The sequence below is a fragment of the Bradyrhizobium sp. 153 genome (assembly GCF_023073835.1).
In the GTDB taxonomy this organism is placed as follows: domain Bacteria; phylum Pseudomonadota; class Alphaproteobacteria; order Rhizobiales; family Xanthobacteraceae; genus Bradyrhizobium.
Genome location: NZ_JADPKH010000118.1, coordinates 23,326 through 45,964 on the forward strand (window position 1 = coordinate 23,326; position 22,639 = coordinate 45,964).

The window sequence follows — 22,639 nt, forward strand, 5'->3', positions numbered from 1 at the left end:
CTCTCAACGCGAGAACAGTTCCTGGTTCCGGCGCTCGAGCTCCTCCCCGTAGGTGCGCAGGACGTGGGCTTCGCTCAAGGTGCCAATCGTCGCGCGATGATCGGTGCGATCGACGACCGCGAGCACATCGGCCTCGCTGCGTTCAAAGGCTTTCAGGATCTCGCGCACCGGCGTGGTCGGGAGCAGGCACTCATCCTGTTGCTGGGCCAGTGAACCCAGCTGCTCATCGTCCTGGTTGGCGACGGAATGCAGCGTCGCGGCGGGCACGATGCCCGCATAGATGCCGCTGGGATCGCGGAGCACGATCTGGCGAACCTGTGCCGGCGAGAACAGTTTTTGCGCCTCGCCGATCGGCATCGTCGTTAGCGCGTTCTCGAAGTCAGTGCGCATCAGCGAAGCCGCGCTCATCTGCCGGACCCAGCCGATGTCTTGCGGGCCGCGGATCACCTCGCCGCGCAGATGGAAGCGCCATGTGGCGAAACTGTAGCCGAACAGCTCGCGCACGATCAGCGCGCAGACCGACGACGCGACCACCGCTCCAACGGTGACGGAGAAATCGCCGGTGATCTCGAGCGCAAGACACACCATGCTGAATGGTGCGCCAAGGACGCCCGTCCCGAGTGCGGCGAGCGCCGCGATGGCGGCCGTGCCGGGTTGAAGCGCCAGCGTGGGAAGAGGGCCCGTCAGCACGATGCTGTAGAGCTGCCCGATCAGCGCGCCCAGCAACAGCGAGGCGAAGAACAGGCCGCCGCGGAAACCGGAGCCGAGCGAGATGGCGGAGGGCAGGATCTTGAACACGATCGTGGTCGTGAGCAGAAGCCAGGTCGGATTGCTGACCAGCAGGATCTGCATCGCGCCGTGACCGGCGCCGAGCACAGTGGGCGTCAGCAAGGCGAGGCCGCCGAGGAGGAGGCCGCCGAGAATTGGGCGCAAGAAGCCCTTGAACACCGTGATGCGCTGAAAGCAGCGCTCGGAGAATGCGACGGCGAGCATCACGAGGATGCTGACGAAAGCGCAGATGATGCCGATCAGCACGGTTTGCCCGATCATCTCGACGGAGACCGGCGAGGGGAAGCCGGGCACCATCAGGAAGGACTGGTGCGTCAATTGCCGCGCGACGAGCCATGCGGTGACGGCGCTGGCGATGACCGGCACGAGACCGGCGGACGTATAGGCGCCGAGCACGACCTCGAAGGCGTAGAAGGCGCCCGCGAGCGGTGCGGAAAACGCGGCGCTGATCGCCCCCGCGGCGCCGCAGGCTACCAGCAGCCGCATGTCGTTGCGACGGGCAGCCAGGCGCTGGCCGACATGAGAGCCGAACATCGAGCAAATCTGGGTATAGCCGGCCTCCAGACCGACCGATCCGCCGAACCCGTTGGACAGCAGCGTCTGTATCGAGATCAGCAGGCTGCCGCGAAAGGACACCCGGCCGCCATAGAGCGCATTGGCCTCGATTGCGTCGGCGAGTTGCTGTCCCTTCACGCGCCGGGCGAAATATAGTCCGATTAGCGCGAGCACCAGGCCGCCGATCATCGGCACGAGCAGCGTGCGCTGCCAGGAGATCACGCCGGTGGCGCTGAGATGTGCATCGAAAGGAATGTCGAACAGCAGGGCGTGAGAAACCTGGCTGAGGCTCGAGATCGCAGCCACCAGCACGCCGCTGAGCAGTCCGACGACGATCGCGACCAGCACGAGGCCGGTCTCGCGATTGCGCACGAAGTTGCGCAGGAACAACGGCAGCAGGCGGATGCCGGGAGCCGCGGCCGGCTTCGCAGGATGTGATGCGGGCGCCATCCTAGGCCGGATCCCGCGGTGGTTCGGCGCGCACGACGCGGAAGCCGATATTGCTGGACGCGGAGTCGGGCGTGTTGGAGCTTCGCGCCGCGACGCGGTAGCGATTGCAGTAGGACTCGTGGCAGAGGAAGGATCCGCCGCGCATCGACCGGTTGGGAGCAGGCTCGCGGTTCAAGGGGTCTCGTGATGGCGTGAGGCGGTGATAGCTCGGCGAAAAATAGTCCTCGCACCATTCCCAGACGTTTCCGGCGACATTGTGCAGGCCATATCCGTTGGGCACGAAACTGTGAACCGGCGCCGTACCGAAGTAGCCATCATCCACGGTGTTGCGGTCGGGGAAGCTGCCCTGCCAGATGTTGCAGCGATGCTCACCGCCCGGGTGCAGCTCGTTGCCCCAGGGGTAGGTAGCCTGGTCCAGCCCGCCGCGCGCGGCCATCTCCCATTCCGCTTCGGTCGGAAGGCGCGTGCCGGACCATCGGCAATAGGCCTGTGCGTCGTTCCAGGAGACGTGGACGACGGGATGATCGAGCCTGTCCAGGATGCTGCTCGCAGGTCCCTCCGGCTGCGCCCAATAGGCGCGCAGCACCGGGACCCACCATGGCGTTTCCTGAACGCGCGTCGTGCGGGCCGCACGTGTCTCTTCCGGCAACAGCCCGTCGAAGACAAAGCTCCAGCCGTAGCGTTCGGCATCCGTCGTGTAGCCCGTGGCCCGGACGAAGTCGCCGAATTGGAGATTGCTCACGGCGTGGCAGGCAATGGCAAACGGCGACAACGTCACCAGCCGTACCGGGCCTTCGCCGTCCTCGACGAATCCGATACCGGCGGATCCCATGTGGAAGGTTCCGCCGATCAGCGAGCTCCAGCGGCGCGGGATCGGGGTTGTACTGGGAGTGATCGCCGCGTGCGCATCCTCGCCCGTCGCCGGCCCGCTGCCGGCGGCGCGCTGGGTGCAACAGTGTGAGCGATCCCCGGTCATGTCCTATTTCTGCTTCTCTTCCTCCCAGAAGGCTGTGCCGCCTTCCGCCTTCATCAACTCCAGAATCTTCTCGCGGGGGATCACGCCGCAGCGATTGGCCCATTGCTGATACTGCGCCGTCATCTCGCGGACGCGATCCGGATGCTGCGCGGCGAGATCGTTCATCTCGGTTCGGTCCGTTTCCATGTCGTAGAGCTCCCAGGGGCCGGGATACTTCCGCACCAGCTTCCACTTGCCGACGCGGACGGCCGCATTGCCCTCGTGCTCCCAGAACAGCGGGCCACGGTTGCCATAGGCCGAGGCGAATGACGGCACCAGGCTCTCGCCTTCGCAGGGCAGGATGGCGTTGCCGTTATACTCCTTGGGATAGGTGGCGCCGGTGACGTCGAGAATGGTTGCCATCACGTCGGTGAGCTGGCTCGGATTGTGCCGCAGGCCGCCTCTCTCGGAAATGCCGCGCGGCCAGTGCACGATGAACGGGGTTGCGATGCCGCCTTCGTGGATCCAGTGCTTGTAGAGACGGAACGGCGTGTTGGAGAGGTTGGCCCAGGCGGTGCCGTAGCTCTGGTAGGTGTCCTCGGCGCCGGGCATCAGGGTCGGGTCATTGCCGAAGCGCACCGGTCTGCCGTCGCGCGTCTTCGCCTGCGCGATCATGAGCTGGTCGACCAGCTCCTTTGCCGTGACGCCTTCCGGAATGTCCTCGGCGCAGGCGCCGTTGTCGGAGAGGAAGATGATCAGCGTGTTGTCCATCTGGCCGGTCTCGTCCAGCGCCTTCAGGATGCGGCCGATGCCCTGGTCCATCCGGTCGATCTGGGCCGCGTAGACCTCCATGCAGCGCAGCGTCCATTCGCGCTGCTCCGCGTCGGTCCACGGCGGTTGGGTCGGATCGCGATCGGTCAGGCGCCAGTTCGGATGGATGATGCCGTCGTCGACCAGGCGCTTGAGGCGCTCCTCGCGCAGCCTGTCCCAGCCCGCATCGAAGCGGCCCTTGTACTTGGCGATGTCCTCGTCATGGGCATGAAGCGGCCAATGCGGCGCCGTATAGGCGACGTACTGGAAGAATGGCGCGTCGGGCTTCTGTGCCTTGTGCTGGCGGATGAAGGCGGCAGCCTGATCGCTGATCGCATCGGTGTAGAAGAACGAGGGATCCTTCACCGCCTCGTGCTCGATATTGTCGTTGCCGCGGGTGAGCGTGTTGGGATGGTAAAAGGAGCCGGCGCCGATGATGGTGCCGTAGAAGTGGTCGAAGCCGCGCTGCATCGGCCATGCGTCGGTCGGCTCCGTCAGGCTGCTGGCGATGTGCCATTTGCCGCTGAGGTAGGACGTGTAGTTCTTGCTCTTCAGGGCCTCGGCGATCGTCACGCAGCTCTTGTTGAGATTGCCGGCGTAGCCCTCGGGGCCGTTGCTGTAGGTGAGGATGCCGATGCCGGTCTGATGCGGATGCAGGCCGGTGAGCAGCGAGGCGCGCGAGGGGCTGCAGCGGGCGGTGTTGTAGAACTGCGAATAGCGCAAGCCATTCGCCGCGAGGCGGTCGAGGTTCGGCGTCTGGATTTCGCCGCCGTAACAGCCGATGTCCGAAAAGCCCATGTCGTCGTTGAGGATGAGCAGGATGTTGGGGCTATCGGGGGTCTTTGCGCCATTCGGCATGTTTGTGTCCTCGTTCTCGACGTGTGGCGTTGCTAGTGGCGGCGCGTCAGGCTGATGCTGAGGCGGAAATATTTCGGCAAGTACACAGCGCGCAGCAGCTCAAGCGCCCGCCCGTCCTTGCCGAAGGTGACGCGCTCAATGGAGAGCAGGGGCGAGCCGACCTTCACCCCCAGCAGCTTGGCGCTGCCGGCGTCGGCGAGGTCGGCGCTGATGGTCTGCTGGGCGTCCTTGATGGCGAGACCAAGCTCGTCCTCGAAGACGCGGTACATGATGATCGAGACCAGGTCGCGCTTCTCGAGCTCGAGACCGATATCCGGGGGATAGAAGGCGTGCTCGATGGCGATCGGCGTGTCGTCCGCCAGCCGCAAGCGCCGGAGCTGCCAGACGGCGCGTTCGCGCAGCTGCTCGCGAACGGCGGCATCGTGCCGGTTGGTCATGCCCTGCTGCAGGATCGTGGCGCCGGCCTGGTAGCCGGCGTCGCGGATGGTTTCCGAGAAGCCCATGAGGTGGCCGACCCAGTTCTCGGGCTGGTTCGAGCGCAGGAAGGTGCCGCGGCCGCGCGACCGGTCGAACATGCCTTCGTTCACGAGGGGGGCTATGGCGTTGCGGATGGTGATGCGGCTGACGCCGAAATGGCGGCCGAGCTCGGCCTCGGTCATCAGGCGGCCAGTCTCGTCGATCAACTTGCCGTCGCGCACCTGGCTGCGAATGGATTCACGGATCTGGATATGCAGGGGCGTTGATCCCTCCTCAACGACATCGCTGCCGAGCGGCGCGGGCTTCTTCTTGCGTGTTTGAATAGCCATGGTGTCAGAGCCGCATGCGTGTTGCTGGATCGAACAGATGAATGTCTTGCGGTCGGGCCGTGATCGAGATCGTGTCGCCCTCGCCAGGAATGTTGCCGTCGGCGACGCGCATGCGGATCATGGTGCCGGCGCAGTCGAGGTCGAGCACGGCGGTATCGCCGAGATCCTCGATCAGGTCGACGCGCGCGCCGAGGCCACCCTCCGCCATGCGGAGGGCGCCGGGCCGAAGCCCGACCACCACGTCGCGCTCACCTGCGGTCGTGGCCGTCGTCTTGAGGCGATGGCCCGCGATGATGACGTCGCCATCCACGTAGCGGGCGGGGACGAGGTTCATTGGGGGATTGCCGATGAAGCCGGCAATGTCGATCGAGTTCGGACGGGCGAACACCTCCGCGGGCGTACCGACCTGCTGGATCTCGCCCGACATGAACACCGCCATGCGGTCCGCAAGCGTCATGGCCTCTTCCTGGTCGTGGGTGACGTAGACCGCGGTGACGCCCAGTGAACGCTGCAGCTTCTTCAACTCGGCGCGGGTTTCCAGCCGCAGCTTTGCATCGAGGTTCGAGAGCGGCTCGTCGAGCAGGAACAGGCGCGCCTTGCGCACGATGGCGCGGGCCAGCGCGCAGCGCTGCTGCTGGCCGCCCGAGAGCTGGCCCGGCTTGCGATCGAGCAAATGGTCGATCTTCACCTTGCGCGCCGCATCCTTCACGGCGGGCGTGATCTCGGACTTCGGCAGCTTGGCCATCTCCAGCGGAAAGGCGATGTTCTCGGCCACCGTCATGTGCGGGTAGAGCGCGTAGCTCTGGAATACCATGGCGATGTCGCGGTCCCGCGCATCGGTCGAGGTGACGTCCTTGTCGTCGATCAGCACGCGGCCGGCGGTCGGCGCATCGAGGCCTGCGAGGATGCGCAGCGTCGTGCTCTTGCCCGAGCCGGACGGGCCGAGCAGGGCGAAGAACTCACCCGGCTTGATATCGAAATTGACGCCCTTCAGCGCGGCGAACTCGCCGTGCATCTTGACGATGTTGCGAAAACTGACCTGACCCTGGCCGCTCATCGGCGTCCTCCGCCCTTGACTGCACCGACCGTCAGGCCCTTCACGATATGCTTCTGCGCGACCACGCCGAGGACGACGACAGGCAGCATGGCGAGAACCGAGACCGCGGCGAGCTTGGCCCACAGCGTCTGCTCGACGGAGACGAAATTGAACATGGCGACCGTGACCGGCCGCACCGTGTTGCCGCTGAGTACGACGGCGAACAAAAATTCGTTCCACGCATTGAGAAACACGAACACGACCGTCACGGCGATGCCGCCACGGACCTGCGGAATGATGATCCGCCACAATGTCTTCAAGCGGCTGGCGCCATCGAGATAGGCGGCTTCCTCCATCTCGAAGGGAATATCCTCGAAATAGGAGACCAGCAGCCAGATCGCGAAGGGCAGGGAGAACGACAGATAGATCAGGATGATGCCCTGATAGGTGTCGATCCAGCCGATGTTCCGCAGCACCAGAAAGTACGGGATGATGATGCCGACCGGCGGCAGCATCTGCGTGGCCAGCACGTAGAAGCCCGCGAACTTCTTGCCGCGAAAGCGCAGGCGCGCCAGCGCATAGGCCGCGGGCACCGCCATCAGCATGGTGACCACGGTGGTGCCGACGGAGATGATGACGCTGGAGAGCAGGTTCGGCAGGATCGATCCCGAGCCGAACAACACGTCGCGATAGGCTTCCCACGTCGGCGTGAACACCAGCTTGGGCGGATAGGCCAGCACGTCGGAATCGGTCTTGAGCGAATTCATGACGCTCCAGACGATCGGAAACGCCCAGGCGAGCAGGAAGACCGTGGAAATCGCGAGCAGGGCGATAATGCGGAGGCGCTTGGCGGTCATTTCGCCCTCCGCATCGCGAACAGGATGCCGGAGATGATGATGGTCACGACCAGGAGCGCGACCGCGAGCGCTGAACCGTAGCCGATCGACAGCTCGGTGAAGGATTTCCGATAGGCATAGAGATTGAGGATCTCGGTCGCGGTGCCGGGACCGCCGGCGGTGACGGTGAAGATCGCTGCGAACGCGGTTAGCGCCACCATGGTCCGCATGATGATGACCATGACGATCGCCGGGCGCAGCAGGGGCAGGGTGATGCGGCGGAAGCGCTGCCAGGCCGAGGCGCGGTCGAGCCGCGCGGCCTCGTAGATGTCCTCGGGCAAGGAGGCCAGCGAGGCCAGCAGCACCATAAACGCGAACGGCGTCCACTGCCAGGTATGGATCGCGATCACCGAGACCATCGCGAGCGTGGGGTCGCCGAGCCAGTTCTTGCTGCCGAGGCCGGCGTTGATGGCGAGGAAATCGACGATGCCGAATTCTGGTGCCAGCATGAAGGTACGCCAGATCATGCCCACAACGGCCGGCGACAGCACCACGGGCAGGATGGCGATGACCCTGAACCAGCCCTGGCCGCGCTTCATGTCCATGACCAGCAAGGCGAGCGCGAGGCCAATGATGACCTGCAGCGCGACGGTCGAGCCGGTATAGACCAGGCTCACCAGCAGCGAGGTCCAGAAGCGCTCGTCGGAGAGCAGCACTTGGTAGTTCTCGAAGCCGACGAAGCCGTTAGTGAATGGCATCGCCAGGTCCATCCGGAATGTGCTGGTGTAGACCAGGAAGAGCAGCGGAAACGTCGTCGTGGCGAGCAGCGCAAGAAACGCCGGTGCAAGCAGGGCCGCTGCAAACCGGCGTTCGCGCTGCGTCAGGACGCGGCCGAAATCGCTGCGAGGCGCCTCGCTCGCGATCCCGGCCGATGTCACCGCTGTCGTCACCATGGTTCAGCCGCGCATCATCGGTTCGATGCGGCGCTGCGCATCGTCCAGTGCGGCCTTGACCGTGGCCTGGCCGGAGAGGGCCGACTGGATTGCGGTCGCCATGGTGTCGCCGATCGCCGGCCATTGCGGCACGCGCGGACGCCAGTCGACGTCGGTGTCCTCCTGCAGGGCGCCCATCGTGGCCTCGACGAAGTTCTCGCCAAAGCCGTTCATCAGCTTGATGTAGTCGGGATCCTTCCATACCGAGGTGCGGTTGACGCCCGAGCGTTTGGTGGGACCGGCGAACTTGTGCGCGGTGCGCCCCTGGGTCTCGGCGCTCGCGGCCCACTGGATGAACAGCCAGGTCGCCTTGCGCTTCTTCTCCGGCAGTGCGGAATTGATCGGGAAGCCCCAGTTCCAGATCGACGTGGTGCGCTTGCCCGAGGGGCCCTTGGGCCAGCGCGCATAGGCGACCTTGCCGATCACTTTGGACTTCTCGGGATTGTTGATGACCGAAGCCGACGAGTGTGCGTCGATGTAGCTGGCGACGGTGCCTTGCGAGAAGGCGTCGGCGATATCCGGCCAGTTCCAGTTCGCCGCCGCGGTCGGCGCGTACTTCTTCATGATGTCGACGTACCAGGCGAGCGCCGCCTCGGCCTCGGGGCCGTTGACGGTGAGCTTGCCGCCCTTCATCCAGTCGCCGCCGAACTCGCGGAAGATCGACGGATAGATGTACATGTTCTGGCCGGCACCGGCGACGCCGCGCAGCGCTGCACCCCAGACACGATCGTTCGGCGTGTTCAACGCCGCCGCATTCGACATGTAAGCTTCTAGCGTGTCGGCCGGCTTCAGGCCTTTCGCGTCATAGAGATCCTTGCGATAGACCTGAATGGTGACTTCACCGTCATAAGGCATGCCATAGAGCTTGCCGTCGATGCCGTTGGCGCTGCGCCAGGCCGGGATGATGTCGTCGAGCTTGAACCAGGCCGGATCGGTCAGCGACCTGTCGGCGAGGTAAGTGTCGAGCGGCTCGACCCATTTGTTCGCGGCATAGAGCGCGTAATACATGGGATCGGCGGCATGGGTCGCGTAGGTGCCGGTCTTCGAGGTCAGGTCGATGACGCTCTTCTGCCGGATCTGCGCCGGCGGAATTTTCTCAAAGCGGACGTCGATGCCGGTGAGCGCCTTGAACTGCGGCGCCAGTGCAATGAGGTTTTCGAAATAGCTCGCCGGGATCACGGCGACCGTGATGGTCTCGCCGGAAACCCGCTGCCAGTCGATCTGAGCGGATTTGTAAGGCGCGAGGTCGGCGTCCTGCGCGGCAGCTTGCCGGAGAAAGGCCGGGCTAAGTGTCGCGAAAGCGGCGGCGGCGGTTCCGGTCTTGAGTAGCGTTCGTCGCGTCGGCTTGAATGACGTCATGCTGTCCTCCCGAAATCCGGATTTATACTTCCGGTTAGTTAGGACATTTGCCCAAATGTTATAACAAGTCAATTGCGACAACTTGGGTGTCCTCCGGCCGTTGGCGCGGAGCGTGGAACGACCGCGGACCTCGCCTCCGGGAGGCGCGATCGGGCCGAGCAGCGATGAGATGCAGTTGCCGGCTAGATGTCGCCGAGGAGCTCGAAATCTGCGCGAGCGTCGCCGGCCGTATGGATCTGGCCGCTATATCGCTGCGCGCTCAGCTCGAACGCTGCCGGCAATCGGTCGTCGATAACGAGATGGTGGCACTCGTTGAGGTGGCCGCCGCGAACCGTTGCATTGCGCCCGAATTTGGTGATGTCGGCCACGAGCACGGACGTTCGTGAGTTGGCGGCGATGGATTGGCGTGCCTTGACTTCATCGACATGGAAGTCGAGCAGCGAGCCGTCCGCATCGACGCCGCCGACGCCGAAGATTCCGAAGTCGGCGCGAAATCCCGAGAAGAAATGCACGGCGGCCTCCCCAATGATATCGCGGTCGAGCGGCCGCAGCGTGCCGCCGGCGATGGTGATCTCAACATCCGGATTATGCGAGAAGGCTGCGGCCACGTTCAGGCTGTTGGTGATCACCCGCAGATCCCGTCGACGGGAAAGTGCCTGCGCGACATATTCGGGCGTGGTGCCGAGCCCGATCATCAGCGACGTCCCGTCGGGAATGAGTTTGGCGGTCGCATGCGCGATCCGCCGCTTGGCTTCGGCATTCAGCCTGTGTCTGCTGCTGTAGGCGAGGTTCTGATTCTGGACGGGGAGGCTGACTCCGCCATGAACGCGCCGAAGCAATCCCTGGTCGCAGAGCGCATTCACAAGGCGGCGGATGGTCTGCTGGGTCACCTCGAAACGCGCCGCAAGCTGCTCGATGGAAGCGAAGCCTTGCTCGCGCACGATCTCCAGTATGTGGACCTGACGTGTCGTGGCGCTCCTGGCCATGAGCCCTCCGTTCGCGGCAAAGTATCATTTGAACGGCCAAGGCGCAATTTTCTGTTTCATATGGTGTCACACTGTGTTCATATGAACATAAATAGTCGCTACGCCGATGAATGCGCGTGGCTCAAGGGAGGACGCATGGACTGGTCTTTGACCGGCACTGTGCTGCTCCGTTGGAGCGAGCCGCCATCAGCGTAGCTGCATCATGCTGAGAGCGAACCGGCCATGTCGGCGATTACGCTGAATCATGTCTCCAAGTCGTGGGGCGCGATGCGCGCCGTCGATGACATCAGTCTGACGGCGGACGAGGGCTCGCTGCTGGTGCTGCTGGGGCCGTCCGGCTGCGGCAAGTCGACCACGTTGCGGCTGATCGCCGGGCTCGAGGAGGCAGACGCCGGCACGATCGCCATCGGCGGCGTGGACGTGACCCGCCTGTCGCCGGCGGACCGGAAGATCTCCATGGTCTTCCAGTCCTATGCGCTGTTCCCGCATTTGAGCGTGGCCGAGAACATCATTTTCGGACTGCGCGTGCGGCGGGTGTCGCGCGCCGAACGCGACGCCCGGCTTCGTCGCGTCGCCGACATTGTTGGTCTCGCGCAGCTGCTCGATCGCAAGCCGTCGCAATTGTCGGGAGGGCAGCGCCAGCGCGTCGCGCTGGGACGCGCCATCATCGCCGAGGCGCGGGTCTGTCTCATGGACGAGCCGCTGTCCAACCTGGACGCCAAGCTGCGGCACGAGATGCGAACGGAAATCCGCGCGTTGCAGCAGCGCCTTGGCATGACGATGGTCTACGTGACCCACGATCAGACCGAAGCCATGACGATGGCGGACCGCGTCGTCCTGATGCGCGATGGCCGTATCGAGCAGAACGGCTCGCCGGAAGAGCTCTACAACAGGCCGGCGACGGCGTTTACGGCGCGTTTCATCGGCACACCGCCGATGAACCTGGTGCGTCAGGGCGATCATCTGATCGGCATCCGGCCGGAGCACATCCGCATCGTGCCCGGTGGCGATCATGCCGCGCGGGTCAAGGCCGTCGAGCATCTCGGAGCCGACAGCATCGTGCTTTGCGACATCGACGGTCAGCCGATCTCGGTGCGGCTCGACGGGTTCAGCAAGGTTCAGCCCGGCGAGGATGTCCGCCTGGCCTGGGAGGCCGGTCACGAACATCGGTTCGATCCGGCTACGGAACGCCGATTGGAAACTTCAGCCAGGGAGGGCCGGCTGGCGACCTCCGCCGGATAGCAACGGTGGCTTCAGGCGCTCGGCGGATTACAAAGGGAGAGAGAGATGTTTGCGCGACGAACGATGTTGATGGCAGCCGCACTTGCCGTGCTCTCGATGGGAGCACGTCCCGCCGCCGCGGTGGATCTGACCATGTACTATCCGGTCGCGGTCGGCGGTCCCGTCACCAAGATCATCGACGACATGGTCTCACGTTTCGAGAAGGACAATCCGGACGTCAAGGTAACGGCAGTCTATGCCGGCAACTACACGGACACGATGACCAAGGCGATGACCGCCATGAAGGGCGGGCAGCCGCCGCAACTGTCGGTGCTGCTGTCGACTGACGTGTTCACGTTGATGGACGAAAACGCGATCGTGCCGTTTGACGACCTCGTCGGCGACAAGGCCTGGTTCAAGGAGTTCTATCCCGCGTTCATGGCCAACGGCCAGGTGGACGGCAAGACCTGGAGCATCCCGTTCCAGCGTTCGACCATCGTGCTGTACTGGAACAAGGACGCCTTCAAGGAAGCCGGCCTCGATCCCGAGAAGGCGCCGGCGTCCTGGGACGAAATGGTCGAGATGTCGAAGAAGCTGGTCAAGAAGGAGGGCGCCAACACGACGCGTTGGGGCGTCGAGATCCCGACGACCGGCTACGGCTACTGGATGCTGCAGGCGCTCGCCATCGAGAACGGCCAGAAGATGATGAACGAGGCCGGCACCCAGGTGTACCTCACCGCGCCGAAGACGGTCGGCGCGCTCGACTACTGGGTCGACCTGTCGCGCAAGCACAACGTCATGCCGACCGGCAGCATCGACTGGGCGACGCTCCGCACCGACTTCCTCGAAGGCAAGACCGCGATGATGTGGCACACCACCGGAAATCTGACGGCGGTCAAGGACGCCGCGAAATTCCAGTTCGGCGTGGCCATGCTGCCGGCCAAGGAGCGGCGGGGATCGCCGACCGGCGGCGGCAGCTTCTACATCTTCAAGAACGCTTCGGCCGAGCAGCAGAAGGCCGCCGTCAAGTTCATCCAGTGGATGACGGCGCCCGAGCGTGCGGCGGAATGGAGCATGAAGACCGGCTACGTCGCGGTGTCGCCGGCCGCCTACAAGACCAAGGCGATGGAAGACTACGCCAAGGGCTTCCCGCAGGCGACCGTCGCGCGCGATCAGCTCGAGCATGCCGTGCCGGAGCTGTCCGTCCACGAGAACGGCCGCATCTACAAGTTCGTGAACGATGCCGTGCAGGCCGCGGTCACTGGCTCGCAGAAGCCGCAGGAAGCGCTGGCCGCCGCGCAGGCGCAGTCCGACCGCGTGCTGCGCGCCGCCAAGTAATCGCAAAGCAAGGGACGTGGCGGGGTGGCGGTTCGCCGCCATCCCGCCGGCTCCAGGATGACCGATCTCGCCGCCTCATCGCCAATCTCCGAACGCCGCGCCCGGTCGCAGGCGTGGTGGAATGCCGTGAATGCGTGGTTGCTGCTGTTGCCGGCGGCGGTCCTGCTGGTTGCCTTCACGCACTGGCCGATCCTGGCGACGATCCGGCATTCGCTGTTCATCACCAAGCGGAACGGCAGCGAGGTCTTCGTCGGGACGGATAGCTACCGGGCCATGGCGGCCGATCCGATCTTCTGGAAGGCGCTGGTCAACAATTTTTGGTTCGCACTCGGCACGATCCCGACCTCGATCGCGCTCGCGCTGCTGATGGCGGTCTGGGTCAATCGCAACATGCGCGGCCGCGGATTTCTGCGGCTGGCTTACTTCACGCCGACGGTGCTGCCGATGATCGCCGTCGCCAACATCTGGCTGTTCTTCTACACGCCGGATTACGGTGCGCTCGATCAGCTGCGCGGCCTGTTCGGCCTCGGCGGCTGGAACTGGCTCGGTGATCCCTCGACGGTGATGGGCTGCCTGATCGTCATGGTGATCTGGAAGGAAGCCGGCTTCTTCATGATCTTCTATCTGGCGGCGCTGCAGCAGCTCTCGCCGGACCTCGATGAGGCCGCCTCCATCGAAGGCGCGAGCCGGTGGTACACGTTCCGCCGCATCACGTTCCCGCTGCTGATGCCGACCACGCTGTTCGTGGCCATCAATGCCGTCATCAACTCGTTCAAGCTGGTGGACCATCTGGTCATCATGACAAAGGGCGGTCCGAACAACGCCAGCACGCTGCTGCTCTATTACATTTATGAGGTCGCCTTCACGTTTCTGGACTCCTCCTACGCCGCAACGCTGACAGTCGTGCTTCTGACGCTGATGAGCGCGATTGCGCTGCTCAAGTTCGGCTATCTCGATCGCAGGATCCACTACCAATGAGAGGCAGGACACACCCCATCGAGGCCGTCGCAGCATGGCTCCTCGCTTTGATCTGGCTCGCCCCCTTGGGCTATGCCTTCTGGAGCGCGCTGCATCCGGCGGCCTATGCCACGTCGTTCAGCCTGTCCGCGCCCTGGACGCTGGAGAATTTTGCCCGGGCCTGGAAGCAGGCGCCGTTCGGCCGGTACTACCTCAACACGGTCGTGCTGGTGACGTTCATCCTGGTCGGCCAACTCATCCTGTCGACGCTGGCCGCCTATGCCTTTGCGCGCTTCAGATTCAGGGGCAGCGGCATTGCGTTTGCCCTCGTGCTGCTCCAGCTCATGATCATGCCCGACGTCCTCATCGTCGAGAACTACCGCGCGATCGCAAAGCTTGGTTTGCTCGATACGATTCCTGCCATCGCGCTGCCATATCTGGCGAGCGCCTTTGGTATCTTCCTGTTGCGGCAGACGTTCAAGAGCGTGCCTCAGGAGCTGGTCGAGGCCGCCCGCGTCGAGGGAGCAGGCCCGCTCGTGATCCTTTGGCGGGTCTATGTGCCCTTGGCCCGGCCCACCTACATCGCGTTCGGTCTCGTCTCCGTCAGTTATCACTGGAACAACTTCCTGTGGCCGCTGATCGTCACGAATTCGGTGGAAGCGCGGCCGCTCACGGTGGGGCTCGCCGTTTTCGGCGCGCCCGAGACCGGTGTGGACTGGTCAGTGATCACGGCCGCGACCGTGATGACGATGGCGCCGCTGTTGATCGCGTTCCTGCTGTTCCAGCGGCAGTTCGTTCAATCATTCATGCGCGCGGGTATCCGGTAATGCGGCTTCTCACCTGGAACATACAGTGCGGCAAGGGGTGCGACGGAGTCACCGATCTCTCCAGGATCGTTGCCGTCGCCAGGCAGTCGCTCGATGCGGACGTGTTCTGCTTCCAGGAGGTGAGCGCCAATTTTTCGAGATTTGGCGATGGCGCGGATCAGAGCGCTCAGCTCGCAGCCTTGCTGCCCGGCTACTCCGCGATATTCCGGCCGGCGATCGAGACGATGGATCGTGCGGGCAGGATCCACTGTTTCGGCAACATGACGCTGTCGCGGTTGCCGGTGCTGCAGATCGCCAATCACCTCCTGCCGTTTCCGGGCGCAGGTGGGATGCGCAGCATGCGCCGTCACGCCCTGGAGGTGACGCTTCAGGCCTCATTTGGCGCGATCCGCATCGTCAACACGCATCTTGAGTTTCATTCGGCCGATCAGCGTCACGCGCAGATCACGCGGCTGCTGGATCTGCAACAAGACGCGTCGGAGAGCCCCAGGCAGGCCAGCTCCCGGCACGATGAGCCATATGGGAGCCAGACCGTCGCGGCGTCGAGCCTGATGTGCGGCGATTTCAATTTCGACGTCGCCGATCCGCAGCACGCCCTGATCGACCGCGCCAGCAGGCCTGGCTTGAATTATCGGGATGCGTGGACCGCCAATCGTCCGGGTCGCCCGCGGGCGCCGACATGCGGCATCTTTGATCGCGCGCAATGGGCCGACGGGCCGGACTGTCGCGACTTCATCTTCGTCACGGAGGATCTGGTCAGTCGCGTGCGCAGCATCGAGGTCAACGCAGCAACCGATGCGTCCGACCACCAACCCCTCGGAATCGAGCTGGCGGACTAGCGCATGGCGAAGTCATCAAAGCTTGTCGTGGCAAGGAAGGGCAGGGTGCTCCTGGTCAGGCGGCGGCGCGACAAGCGCTGGATGTTTCCGGGCGGCCGCAGGCGGGCCGGCGAGAGTGAGAGAAACTGCCTCCATCGCGAGATCATGGAGGAGCTGCCCAAGCTCAGGCTTGGCGAGTTGAGGCTGTGGAAGGAAGTCAACGGCAAGAACCGAAGGTCCGGCCGAAAAATGAGCGACGCAATCTTCCTGAGCAGGAAAGTTTCAGGTCCATTGAAGATCGGCGACAAGAGGGAGATCGACAGGGCGGCTTGGCGTAAACCGCGCGGGCTCAAGTTGACGCCAACCTCGCGTTACATTCGAGACAAGCTGTTTCCGAAATAAATCGCGCCGGTGAATTATAACGCATCTCCGTATGCAGAACGGCCGGAGCTTGGTGAGCCCACGCCTCAGGTCAGGGGAAGCCCGCTCTTGGCGCAGACCGGACGTTCGGCCGGTCCCGCATGTCCCAGAAGGGCCACAGGCAGACGTATGGGTCAGCTCATCCCAGGCGAACCCTGACTCGACCTCTCGACTTACTTCCGTGGCTCGGTCACCACTTTGGTTGATCCGTCCGGCGCTGCCTGCATTCCCGGTGGGCTTTGACCTTGCGGGCTTTCCGGCGGCGCGCCACCCGATTTCGTGTCAATCGGTCCGGTCCAACCTTGCGGCTGCAATTGACCTTTTTCTTCCGGTGCCGAGCGTTCAGTTGCCGTGTCCTTGGGATCGGTCTGTGCTGTCGCAAATCCGCACGACAACGCCCAGCCAACCGCCGCTATCAGAATGATCCGCATTGCGAGACTCCGCTTGGCTGATCGAACCAACAGGCTGGTCCCGCTTCAGTTCCATGCTGTGTATGCAAACGATCAAACTGCCCGCAAACGATGTCCGGGTTAGGTCAAAAGCTGGCGTCGCAGTGGCAGCGGCAATTGCGGACGTGACCTGCTATTCGACCACCTCATCGGCGCGAGCGATCAGCATCGCTGGGATTTCGAGCCCGAGCGCCTTTGAGGTCTTGAGATTTATTACCATCTCAAACTTTACAGGTTGTTCAACCGGGATGTCGGCGGGCTTCGCGCCCCTTATAATTTTTGCTACGTAACCGGCCGACCGGCGGTACATATCCGGAAAGCTCGGACCATACGATAGCAGCCCTCCCTCTCTGACAAAGGCGGCACCAAACCAAATCGATGCTAATCGATAGCGTCCGGCCAACTCGATCAGTCGCTTGCGATTATAGTTCAGGAACGGAGATGCCATAGTTACAAGTGCATCAGCGCCCTGTTCCTTCGCGTGCGCGAATGCACCGTCAAATTCATTGGGATCAGCGGCCTGTACAATCAGCGGGTCAAGCTTGAGCGCACGCGCAGTCGCCTGTACCTCAGCCACTCCGGCCTGCCCTACCTTCGGGTCATGCAGGACCATGATCCTCGTCGTTGCTGGTACAGCCTCTTTCAGCACTTCCACGCGTTTGGCTTCCAAATCTGTGCCAGACATCGCCAAACCGGTGACATTACCGCCGGGTCGGCTGAGGCTCTTAACAACTCCCGTCCCAATCGGATCACTGATGATTGCAAATACAACGGACGTTTTGGTTCCTGTGGCTATGAGCGCAAGTGTCGTCTCCAGCCGGCAGTGATGATGACATCGAGATCGCGTTGTCCGAGATCTGCTGCCAGTTGTTTGATGCGGTTTGGATCGCCTTCGCCCCACAGGTAATCAACCTCGATCGTTCTGCCCTCTACAAGGCCATTCTCGAGCAGACCTTGTTTGAACCCTTCGATCTGCCGAGGATCGAAGGCGCCCGGGCTCCCAACGCCCAAATAGGCGATGCGGGCGATACGATCGTTCTTCGATTGAGCACACGCTGGCAAAGGCAACGCTGCGGCGCCAAGGCCGGCAATGAAATCACGTCGTCTCATGTTAACCCTGCTGATGCCTATCGCAGCGCAGATGCTGGGGCAACTATCCATGGCTCTCACTCAGGCGCTGACAAGGTCCGATGTCTGAAACGGGTCAAAATGCGAAGAACTCAACGTGAGCAAATCTAGTCCGCTATACCCCCACTCACCGGACCTCGAAGAGGCGTCCGGACACTTCGCAGAAGGGCCACTAACGGACATTTACGTAATCGCGAGGCTCCGGTCACGCCTCGAAAACCAAGCGAGTGCCGGTGTACGCGCGAAGGACTTTCGCCGGCATCGCAGCACGCGCGATTTCGTAGAAGGGTTCGCCCGTACAATGCAGCGGAACCACATAAGTCGGATCGATCTCTTGGAGCGCCTTGACCGTGTCCCGAACGTAGTCCTCCTGATAAGGCGCGAGATGAAAGCCCCCGATCACAGCATGAATTTTTTCCACGCCGGAGGCGGCTTGAGCTTGCCTGATCGCATTGACCACGCCGCGATGGCTGCACGATGTCAGAACGACAAGCCCGCGTCCTTTCAGATTGAATGCGGTGGCGATTTCGTGCTGAAATTGATCCGGCACGACGGACGCACTGCGTTCCGCCTCGCTGAGGCGCTCGGGATAACAGCCGACGCCTCGGTCGAAACCAATGGTCATCGCGCTCGGTGATAGCACCTTCTCGAAGCTTTTCTGGCCGATCTGCCCCGTGGTCAAGGCGTGATCGGCAACCAGAGCGGGTCTCTCGGTGGAGGTTACGGCGACGTCGACCTGCTCGAGCGCTTTGCGATCGATCACGCCGAAGTTGCCGCGCACCGGAGGTGCAGTCCATTGTCGCGCGCAAAAGCATCCTTCGCCGCCGACAAATAGCGGCAGTTTGCGCTTCAGCTTGCCGCTTTGCGCCTGCAGGAAACCGACGAGACCGCCGAAGTGATCCTGGTGCCCGTGGCTGAGCACAAGGGCGTCGATTGCTGCGGGATCAATGCCAAGCAGGCCGGTATTGTTGAGAAGTGCTTCCGGCGTGAACCCGAAATCGACCAGGATATTGCGCGTCTCGTTGCCGCGTCGTGACTCGACCTGCATCGCAAGGCCGAATTCACTGACCAACGTTCTGCCCGGCGGCTTGTCGCTGAGACCCCAGCCAAAATGCTGGATATCAACATTAGGCAGCTTCCTGCTTGGAGCGACAGCGAACTGATAGCTATCGATCACGATCCGAACCGCTATGTGGTCAAGCTCAGGAACTGATCCAGTGACGGCCTGGGCTCTAGCCGGTTTCGAGCCAGCAAGGAGCGTGGCAAGTATTGCACTCAGGATGCCGGCGCCTCCGCCGCAGACAAATTCCCGTCGCCCAATCTCATCGCAGAAGAACTGCCGTTGAGAAGGGCTTGCATGAGATCGCGAAATCGAAGGTGAAATGTATTCGACTGCCATTGCCACCTCCCATTCCTGCCAACAAACGTGGGCCATAAACAGAAGGCGCGGGACCGCTCGGACGTATTTCATTCCGCAGGGTCGGGCGTCTTAACTTGGAAACAGTTCTACCAACTTGAAGCTACGTCAAGCAAAATTGCCGGTGGGCGGAGTCCGTTAGGGGTCAAAGGCCGCCCTCGGCAGCCAGCATGCCCTTGGTCGGGTCATCTCTTAGCGCAGCGCGTCCACGACTGCGGTCGCACAGTTAGCGCCTCGTCGCCCCAAATGGCACCTCATGCGAAGGCAATGAGCGCATCGCCAACTTCGTCATGTGGAGCCTCCGTCCATCGATGCCTCTCCTATCTTCGTTGAATAGCCAGAATTTGCGCGAGGGCCTATCGTCAGACGAGCTCCCGGAGAGACAACCGGCAGACAACCAGGAGGAGATGATCATGCCAAAGACGTTGCGACCTTCTTTGCAGTCGCACTTGCACTCGTCGCCTCGGGTTTCGCCGCGAGTCAGGCGCTACCGCAGGTTAAAGCCCGGGAAGCGGTCTGGATCACGCTCTTCGATGGCAAAGACCTCGAACAATGGGATCAGGTCGGCGCTTCCAATTGGCATCTGGAGGACGGCGTGGTGATTGCCGACAAGATGGACGGCAAAGAGGCTGGTTATCTCGTCAGCAAGAAGCCGTACAAGGACTTCGTGCTACACGTCGAATTTTGGTCCAGCGAGGATGCAAACAGCGGCGTTTATTTCCGCTGCCTCGACGCCAAGAAGATCACCGACCGGACCTGTTACGAAGCAAATATCTTTGATGAGCGCCCCGATCCGAGTTACGGCACTGGCGCGATCACACGTTACGTCGAGGTCAACCAGATGCCCAAAGCCGGCGGCAATTGGAATACGTTCGAGATCACGGCAAAGGGACGCGACATCACCGTCGTGCTCAACGAAAAGAAAACGGCCGAACTGCGGAACGGAATGTTCGATGAAGGCTGGATTGCGCTACAACACGGCGCGGGAACGATCAAGTTTCGCAGGGTGCAAATCCAGCCCTTGTAACGCCGCGCTAAGGAGCGACGCTGGCGGGCTTGCCCGCGTCGAACCTATGTCGCACCCAAAAGCTAACGTCTGCGCCACACGCACGACCGAAAAAGAAATGGCCCCAACGCTATCAGACGCCGGGGCCATTCGCGATCATCAGGCCGGTTACCTCCGCCGTGCCGTCTGATCCTCGGTGTCGCCGATTACCGCATCCGGTCTGGTTTAGATCAGGACCCGGTTGCGTCATCACATGAGGCACGAAAGCGATCGGCCGCCAGCTCGGCCTCGCGCCACTCGGCGCGGCGCCGATGCTCAGCCCCCAGCGCCTTGCGCGTCTCCACGTCCCAGATGATTCGATCAATCTCGGCGCCGTCCAGCGTGCGCTTGATGCGCAGGACGGTGGACAGCACAATCACGACATCGCCGTAGGGCAACAACAAATCACGGGCGGCGACATCGCAATGCGCGATGAACGTTTCGATCGCCTCCTCGCTCTTGCAGAATAGCAGGGCCAGCTCTCGCGCCTGCAGCAGATCATCGGTGGGCGGCTCAGGATCGCGGTCGCTGAGCAACATGGCTTGGGCAGCCCTTCCGGCCATCAGCTCGATGCATTGATTATAGACGTTGGCGAAAACATCAGCGACCGAGCCCCGATCGTCGCCAGCGTTAGGCATCATGGCCACTGTGGCGGTGATGCGGCCCGGCAGGCGCCGTTGCGCTGTTTACTTGCTGAGTGCCCTTGCTCACGATTCGAACGCTTCCCGGCGGCAGCGGGTCTTGTTAGACGCCTTCGAGCGTGATCAGCATATCGAGATCACTCGTGCTCTCTTTGCGTAGCTTTATGAGCGGCTGATACTCAGGCGAGTTATACCAAGCGTCGAGCGATTGCTTATCCGGGAATTCGATGATGACAACCCGATCCGGCTCCCAATGGCCGCCTTCGGGCAATAGATGTGCGCCGCCCTTTGTCAGATACCGTCCGCCATATTTTTCGATCATCGGCCCGACCTTGGCCCGGTACTCCTCGAATACGGCGGGCTCCGTGATGACGTGCTCAGCGATCAAGTAAGCCTTCGGCATGGCCGCTCTCCGGCATGGTTGTCCCGCCAGGAGCCTATCACGATCGGGCTATGTTGGCGGCGTCCCATTGAGAAGCTGCGAAACAGCAGTGACGAGTTGGGCAGGTGCGAACTGCTTCTGCAAAATGATGCTGTTCGGCACGCCCTGCGAGGGCCACTCGTGACCGGCCCCTGCTGTGATGTAGATGATGGGAAATGCCGGATCGATTTCTCGGGCTTGCCGCCCGGTGATCCAACCGCTCATCCTGCCCCTCAAATTGATGTCGAGAACGAGCGCGCGATAGCGGCCCACGCGACCCTTGAGCAGCGTGAACGCTTCTTCACCGGAGGCCGCGACGGCGGGCTCAAAGCCTGCATCGGTCAGAGCATCTTCGACGATGCGCTGTATGTCGCTATCCTCCTCGACGACCAATATCACCGGCTTCTCTGCCACGTTGCTCCCCCGCTTAAGCACAACCATGGACTAGGCGAATACGCCGGGGGCTCGTACCAGCTCTTTCGCCAAGCGTACGCCCGGCAGCGCAGGCCGGTGGTGAGCGAGAACGGCGCGCCTGGCGTCACGGTATCGCGGCTCGCCGATTTGGCGCTGAGCGAGGCGGACCTCAAACGGCCATAGATCGCCGCGTGTGCGCTCTATCGCCGGGGCGGCCCTAGGAGGCCGCGCCGGAGTGCGACGGCGGTAAAATAGCCCGGAGCGATTTACCGGCGGCAATGTCCTACGGCGGAGGGATGACGCTCTACGGGCTCGGCATTCGACCGATCTCGCTGATTCAGCTTGCCCGCAACCGGGACCGCGAACTTGCGAACCACTGACGGCGCGAAGCGACGCAATATAAACGACGCCACCACTTCGGCTTGCGTCGTCAGGCGAGATGGCAAGCGAAGGTCCAGGGCCGCAACGCTGGCGCTCGTCTCAGTCCGAGCTTGCGGGGTTCGTCGGCGCAAGACTGCCGCAACGCAGCATGACCGCTTCCCAATCCATCCGGTCCTATTTGGACTCGCAGGTGGCGGATGTCCGTATCTCCCGCGCATCCCAATGTCTGATATAATTGATATGTGCCGGGTTCGTCCAAGAAGGCCCGCATAAAAAATTGATCCCCGGAGAAGCACTGCCGTCGAAATGGCCGCGGGCCGCGGTTTTATTCAATGCGCAATCATCCACAGGGGAAAACGCCATGAAACGTCGTCAATTTCTAAGTACGGCAGGCGCTGGCCTCGCCGCGTCTGCCGCCGTTGTTGCGCCAGCCATCGCTCAGTCGATGCCTGAACTGAAGTGGCGCTGCACCACGAGTTGGCCGAAGTCACTGGATGTGCCTTTCAGTGCATCAGAGACGATCGCGAAATATGTTGCAGAAGCTACCGACAACAAGTTTCAGATTCAGCCCTTCGCAGGCGGCGAGATCGTGCCTGCTTTGCAGGCGGTCGATGCGGTAAGCAACGCAACGGTCGAAATGTGCCACACCGCCGCCTATTATTTCATCGGCAAGGATCCGACCTTCGCACTCTATTGCTCGGTACCGTTCGGCCTGAACTCGCGCCAGCAG

The 22,639-nt window shown here is 62.7% G+C and carries 23 protein-coding genes and 1 pseudogene; 8 read left to right on the forward strand and 16 right to left on the reverse strand.

What is annotated here, in order from left to right:
• Positions 1-3: 3 nt before the first annotated feature.
• The 9 genes from IVA91_RS27290 to IVA91_RS27330 form a co-directional block, all read right to left on the reverse strand.
• Positions 4-1,794 carry a chloride channel protein gene (locus tag IVA91_RS27290; RefSeq protein WP_247459500.1) on the reverse strand — a complete coding sequence of 597 codons (1,791 nt, stop codon included), beginning with the start codon at positions 1,792-1,794 and terminating at the stop codon, positions 4-6.
• 1 nt (position 1,795) lies between these two features.
• Positions 1,796-2,770 carry a formylglycine-generating enzyme family protein gene (locus IVA91_RS27295; RefSeq protein WP_247279416.1) on the reverse strand — a complete coding sequence of 325 codons (975 nt, stop codon included), beginning with the start codon at positions 2,768-2,770 and terminating at the stop codon, positions 1,796-1,798.
• A 3-nt stretch (positions 2,771-2,773) separates the two neighbouring features.
• Positions 2,774-4,417, reverse strand: coding sequence for an arylsulfatase (locus tag IVA91_RS27300; protein ID WP_063684290.1), 1,644 nt, complete (start codon positions 4,415-4,417; stop codon positions 2,774-2,776).
• A gap of 32 nt (positions 4,418-4,449) precedes the next feature.
• On the reverse strand, positions 4,450-5,223 hold the full coding sequence (locus IVA91_RS27305) for a GntR family transcriptional regulator (RefSeq protein ID WP_247459502.1): 774 nt from the start codon (positions 5,221-5,223) through the stop codon (positions 4,450-4,452).
• 4 nt (positions 5,224-5,227) lie between these two features.
• Positions 5,228-6,280 carry an ABC transporter ATP-binding protein gene (locus IVA91_RS27310; RefSeq protein WP_247459504.1) on the reverse strand — a complete coding sequence of 351 codons (1,053 nt, stop codon included), beginning with the start codon at positions 6,278-6,280 and terminating at the stop codon, positions 5,228-5,230.
• A complete protein-coding gene (locus tag IVA91_RS27315; RefSeq protein WP_063684287.1) occupies positions 6,277-7,116 on the reverse strand; it encodes a carbohydrate ABC transporter permease in 840 nt (279 codons plus the stop codon). Before IVA91_RS27315 ends, IVA91_RS27310 begins: the two co-directional genes overlap by 4 nt.
• Entirely contained in the window at positions 7,113-8,048 is a 936-nt protein-coding gene (locus tag IVA91_RS27320; RefSeq protein ID WP_247459506.1) for a sugar ABC transporter permease, read from the reverse strand. Before IVA91_RS27320 ends, IVA91_RS27315 begins: the two co-directional genes overlap by 4 nt.
• 3 nt (positions 8,049-8,051) lie before the next feature.
• Positions 8,052-9,446, reverse strand: a complete 1,395-nt coding sequence (locus IVA91_RS27325; protein WP_247459508.1) for a sugar ABC transporter substrate-binding protein — start codon at positions 9,444-9,446, stop codon at positions 8,052-8,054.
• 182 nt (positions 9,447-9,628) lie between these two features.
• Positions 9,629-10,432 carry a DeoR/GlpR family DNA-binding transcription regulator gene (locus IVA91_RS27330; protein WP_247459510.1) on the reverse strand — a complete coding sequence of 268 codons (804 nt, stop codon included), beginning with the start codon at positions 10,430-10,432 and terminating at the stop codon, positions 9,629-9,631.
• 222 nt (positions 10,433-10,654) lie between these two features.
• Here IVA91_RS27330 and IVA91_RS27335 point away from each other — a divergent pair, with 222 nt between their 5' ends.
• From IVA91_RS27335 to IVA91_RS27360, 6 genes are all read left to right on the forward strand, one after another.
• Entirely contained in the window at positions 10,655-11,674 is a 1,020-nt protein-coding gene (locus IVA91_RS27335) for an ABC transporter ATP-binding protein (RefSeq protein WP_247459513.1), read from the forward strand.
• Positions 11,675-11,737: 63 nt separating this feature from the next.
• On the forward strand, positions 11,738-12,991 hold the full coding sequence (locus IVA91_RS27340; protein WP_247459530.1) for an ABC transporter substrate-binding protein: 1,254 nt from the start codon (positions 11,738-11,740) through the stop codon (positions 12,989-12,991).
• 57 nt (positions 12,992-13,048) lie between these two features.
• A complete protein-coding gene (locus IVA91_RS27345) occupies positions 13,049-13,969 on the forward strand; it encodes a sugar ABC transporter permease (RefSeq protein ID WP_247459532.1) in 921 nt (306 codons plus the stop codon).
• Complete coding sequence (locus tag IVA91_RS27350; protein ID WP_247279409.1) at positions 13,966-14,775, forward strand: carbohydrate ABC transporter permease; 810 nt, start codon at positions 13,966-13,968, stop codon at positions 14,773-14,775. Before IVA91_RS27345 ends, IVA91_RS27350 begins: the two co-directional genes overlap by 4 nt.
• A complete protein-coding gene (locus tag IVA91_RS27355) occupies positions 14,775-15,614 on the forward strand; it encodes an endonuclease/exonuclease/phosphatase family protein (RefSeq protein WP_247459534.1) in 840 nt (279 codons plus the stop codon). The genes IVA91_RS27350 and IVA91_RS27355 overlap by 1 nt, the downstream gene beginning before the upstream one ends.
• A 3-nt stretch (positions 15,615-15,617) precedes the next feature.
• Positions 15,618-15,995: an NUDIX hydrolase gene (locus tag IVA91_RS27360; protein ID WP_247459515.1), complete on the forward strand. Its 378-nt coding sequence runs from the start codon at positions 15,618-15,620 to the stop codon at positions 15,993-15,995.
• Between the two features lie 191 nt (positions 15,996-16,186).
• Here the strand turns inward: IVA91_RS27360 and IVA91_RS27365 are convergent, their stop codons facing one another.
• From IVA91_RS27365 to IVA91_RS27380, 4 genes are all read right to left on the reverse strand, one after another.
• A complete protein-coding gene (locus IVA91_RS27365; RefSeq protein ID WP_247459517.1) occupies positions 16,187-16,444 on the reverse strand; it encodes a hypothetical protein in 258 nt (85 codons plus the stop codon).
• Positions 16,445-16,595: 151 nt separating this feature from the next.
• Positions 16,596-17,363 (reverse strand): ABC transporter substrate-binding protein, encoded by a 768-nt coding sequence (locus IVA91_RS27370; RefSeq protein WP_247459519.1) that lies wholly within the window; start codon positions 17,361-17,363, stop codon positions 16,596-16,598.
• On the reverse strand, positions 17,255-17,572 hold the full coding sequence (locus IVA91_RS27375; protein ID WP_247459520.1) for a hypothetical protein: 318 nt from the start codon (positions 17,570-17,572) through the stop codon (positions 17,255-17,257). The genes IVA91_RS27370 and IVA91_RS27375 overlap by 109 nt, the downstream gene beginning before the upstream one ends.
• Before the next feature lie 223 nt (positions 17,573-17,795).
• Complete coding sequence (locus IVA91_RS27380) at positions 17,796-18,989, reverse strand: MBL fold metallo-hydrolase (RefSeq protein WP_247459522.1); 1,194 nt, start codon at positions 18,987-18,989, stop codon at positions 17,796-17,798.
• A 538-nt stretch (positions 18,990-19,527) separates the two neighbouring features.
• Here IVA91_RS27380 and IVA91_RS27385 point away from each other — a divergent pair.
• Entirely contained in the window at positions 19,528-20,034 is a 507-nt protein-coding gene (locus tag IVA91_RS27385) for a DUF1080 domain-containing protein (protein ID WP_247459536.1), read from the forward strand.
• Positions 20,035-20,243: 209 nt separating this feature from the next.
• Here IVA91_RS27385 and IVA91_RS27390 read toward each other — a convergent pair whose 3' ends face one another.
• The 3 genes from IVA91_RS27390 to IVA91_RS27400 all read right to left on the reverse strand — a co-directional run bounded on the left by IVA91_RS27390 (position 20,244) and on the right by IVA91_RS27400 (position 21,528).
• Entirely contained in the window at positions 20,244-20,699 is a 456-nt protein-coding gene (locus tag IVA91_RS27390) for a hypothetical protein (RefSeq protein WP_247459524.1), read from the reverse strand.
• A 97-nt stretch (positions 20,700-20,796) separates the two neighbouring features.
• Entirely contained in the window at positions 20,797-21,096 is a 300-nt protein-coding gene (locus IVA91_RS27395) for a DUF1330 domain-containing protein (RefSeq protein WP_247459526.1), read from the reverse strand.
• A gap of 48 nt (positions 21,097-21,144) precedes the next feature.
• Positions 21,145-21,528 (reverse strand): response regulator, encoded by a 384-nt coding sequence (locus IVA91_RS27400; RefSeq protein ID WP_247459528.1) that lies wholly within the window; start codon positions 21,526-21,528, stop codon positions 21,145-21,147.
• A 742-nt stretch (positions 21,529-22,270) separates the two neighbouring features.
• On the opposite strand from IVA91_RS27400, the pseudogene IVA91_RS27405 reads away from it, so the two are divergent.
• Positions 22,271-22,639: pseudogene (locus IVA91_RS27405) on the forward strand (ABC transporter substrate-binding protein); the annotation flags it as partial.